Origin of the sequence: Devosia sp. Leaf64 (assembly GCF_001421945.1) — a bacterium.
Classification (GTDB): Bacteria; Pseudomonadota; Alphaproteobacteria; order Rhizobiales; family Devosiaceae; genus Devosia.
The window spans coordinates 1-2,417 of sequence record NZ_LMLO01000003.1; the positions used below are offsets into that span (position 1 = coordinate 1).

A 2,417-nucleotide genomic window follows, 5' to 3' on the forward strand; every position below is an offset into this window, starting at 1 on the left:
CAAAACTCTCCAGTTCCAAAAACACCTTATCTTGGTGTCCTCAAAACCGGCAGCAGCTCAAAGGTCGCTCATTGCGTGGAGAGCGTTACGGGGTGCGCGCTGGCCAATATCTATGTCGCCGACCGATCGCCACTTGTATTCGCGCTGGACTTCAGGAATCTCGTTGAACCTTGCTGGATCAACCAGCAAGACCCAAAGCACCCCCTCTAACTCTAGGCGGTAGGCACGGACCTTCATGGAATGGATGCTCGCTACATCTTCGAAACCGTGCGCTAGTATCCAGCCTTTTTGGCTGCCGCCATCACTTAGATTAAGCGAACTCAGTGCCCCTCAGCGTCATTGGAACGGCGGAAGACTAAGGACGTTGATCGTCGCTACGTTGGAGTAGCATCCCCGACTTATCTAGACCCCTGCGATCCCTCTTTGGCGCAGGGGTTCTTTTTTGGGCCAGCCTTACGCCCACTTGATGATGAGGCGGAAGGGTCTAGCTCAATCGGATAGATTGGAAACTTGGCCAGAAAGCCTACCGTTCTTCCCATAAAGGGAGAGCGAGCATGAGGACATTCTTTCCAAGCAATGTCGGCGCCGTTTTGGGCGCGGCAGCGGTGTTTAAGCATTCGCTTAGCCGTGCAAACACCCCGCACCATGGCGACATTTACGACACTTAGGAAGTTAGGGTGGTAATTCACGCCCCATGACGCTACTGCGGCTTATCGTACCGCGGGTTTTCCGTCATGCCCTCGCCTTGGACTCCGCTGTTTCCGCCACCCGCAACCTTATCAAGTGCGCTGTCCGGAAGTTCATCAGACGGTTTTTTGACGACTGAACGTGGATGCTTGTTCTGCTTGGTCATGCGAGGCTCCTTGAACGAGAGCCTCTTTATCATTCAAACGAAAAGTCTGCGTGTTCCCGTAAGGTCAAAGTGTCCCAATCTCCGGCTTTAGTGTCTCAAAGCCCAGACAGTTGGGGGGAGAGTTCAGGCGAGCACTGGAAGTATTGTTTCGATACACGCCTGCAACAGAGCGCCGGTGGCAGAATTTTCTGTCGCGTCCATGTGCGTGTCATCCAGGGCCCAATCGTCTCGCAATTGAACCATTCTAGAAACGGTCGATCTAGAAGCAGGCCTGGCAATGTCGAACTTGGGAATTGTGGTCACTACGCTGATGAGGCCGTTGTTCTCCGCCATGCGGGTCAGGTCGGTGCTGCTCCACGCCCATGTGGGAGATTTCACCGCAGCGGTCGTCAACAGTAACGTGGCAAGATGCAGCTTAGGCAATACGAGTACCGAAGTCGGCGATGGTTGTTTCCGGGAATGACCCTATTCGGACATCGGACAGTTTGGCTATTAATCTTGAAAGCGGCCGTATCGGCAAACATCTGGCAGATCGCACGCCAGCGGCTGGCACCTGAAGCGCCATGCCGCTGGCTTACTTAATTAGGCAGAAGGGTCAATGTACTTGCTACCGATCAACAACCGGATCGAAGCCGCCCATGATTGAACGGGAGGCGTCCCAGATTGAGGGGTCGGGGGCTATCCGAGGATCTTTCATAAGAATAGTCCAAGCGGCGTCCCGTATTTGCCGTGACGGCCACTCGATAAAGGAGAAGCCGATGGTTTCGTCGGCTTTGGTGGCGACGGCTCGTTGAAAGTCGGTGGTCTTACCTGGAGGGACATCATCGCCCAAAGTGTCGACGACGCGTAAGGCGCCTTGTTCAATAAGCAGGGGTGCCTGGGCCCGGGCCGCGGCACGATACGCTTCCTTGTTGGCGATCGGGATCGGAGAGATCATGCCATCAATGTATCCCGGCTTGGCCCCGGCTCCGGTGTCATTGATCACTTCGAAACCGCCATAGATCATGCGCGTGGCGTCGAACGGCATTTCAGACATGGTCTGCACGTCAGGATCGTTCATCATGTCCTCACCGGCCTTCATCCGGGTGGCACGATCTGGATACTCGACCCATGAAAAGAGTGGCACTTCGCCCGCTTGCAGCTTGGTAGCACGATAGAAGTCGGTTTGCTGTCCGTACGGCACATCATCTGCCCAACCCTCTACCAAACGTGTAGCGCCTAACTTCTTGAACAAGTCAGCCCCGGCGCGGGCATGAACGATGTATTGTTCTTTGTTGGCGGCGGGAACGGCCAGCACGAAGCCATCAATGTAGGACATCAAAATTACCCTTTATCCAGTTGCGTCTTCCTATTGAACGAATGGGAAATCCCGCTTTCGACATCTGTAAGTAGTTTTTATTCCAATCGCCTGGGTCAGAATCCGACCCCACAGCGGACATAGGTTGCCAATCCCACAAAGCCTGCCAGTTGCCGCTTGCCGCAGTTATCTTTGGGTCGCTAGAACAGTGTTGCCGTCCTGCGCGGTCAGAGCTACGTAAGAGGTTTCATGCGTTTCGTCCTGTCT

The 2,417-nt window shown here is 54.5% G+C and carries 3 protein-coding genes; 1 reads left to right on the top strand and 2 read right to left on the bottom strand.

The genetic code is table 11. The features are described from left to right. The coding region (locus ASE94_RS21305; protein ID WP_210166225.1) for a hypothetical protein at positions 1-210 on the top strand (210 nt) is incomplete at its 5' end. 490 nt (positions 211-700) lie between these two features. Here ASE94_RS21305 and ASE94_RS01910 read toward each other — a convergent pair. Together ASE94_RS01910 and ASE94_RS20385 are read right to left on the bottom strand one after the other, a co-directional pair. Next, entirely contained in the window at positions 701-853 is a 153-nt protein-coding gene (locus tag ASE94_RS01910) for a hypothetical protein (protein WP_156351751.1), read from the bottom strand. Between the two features lie 607 nt (positions 854-1,460). Then, positions 1,461-2,171, bottom strand: a complete 711-nt coding sequence (locus ASE94_RS20385) for a DUF1428 domain-containing protein (protein ID WP_082460779.1) — start codon at positions 2,169-2,171, stop codon at positions 1,461-1,463. Between the last annotated feature and the right edge of the window lie 246 nt (positions 2,172-2,417).

Bases quoted from the DNA above. Each gene is read 5' to 3' on its own strand.
- ASE94_RS20385 (WP_082460779.1), bottom strand. From the start codon at position 2,171: ATGTCCTACATTGATGGCTTCGTGCTGGCCGTTCCCGCCGCCAACAAA.
- ASE94_RS01910 (WP_156351751.1), bottom strand. From the start codon at position 853: ATGACCAAGCAGAACAAGCATCCACGTTCAGTCGTCAAAAAACCGTCT.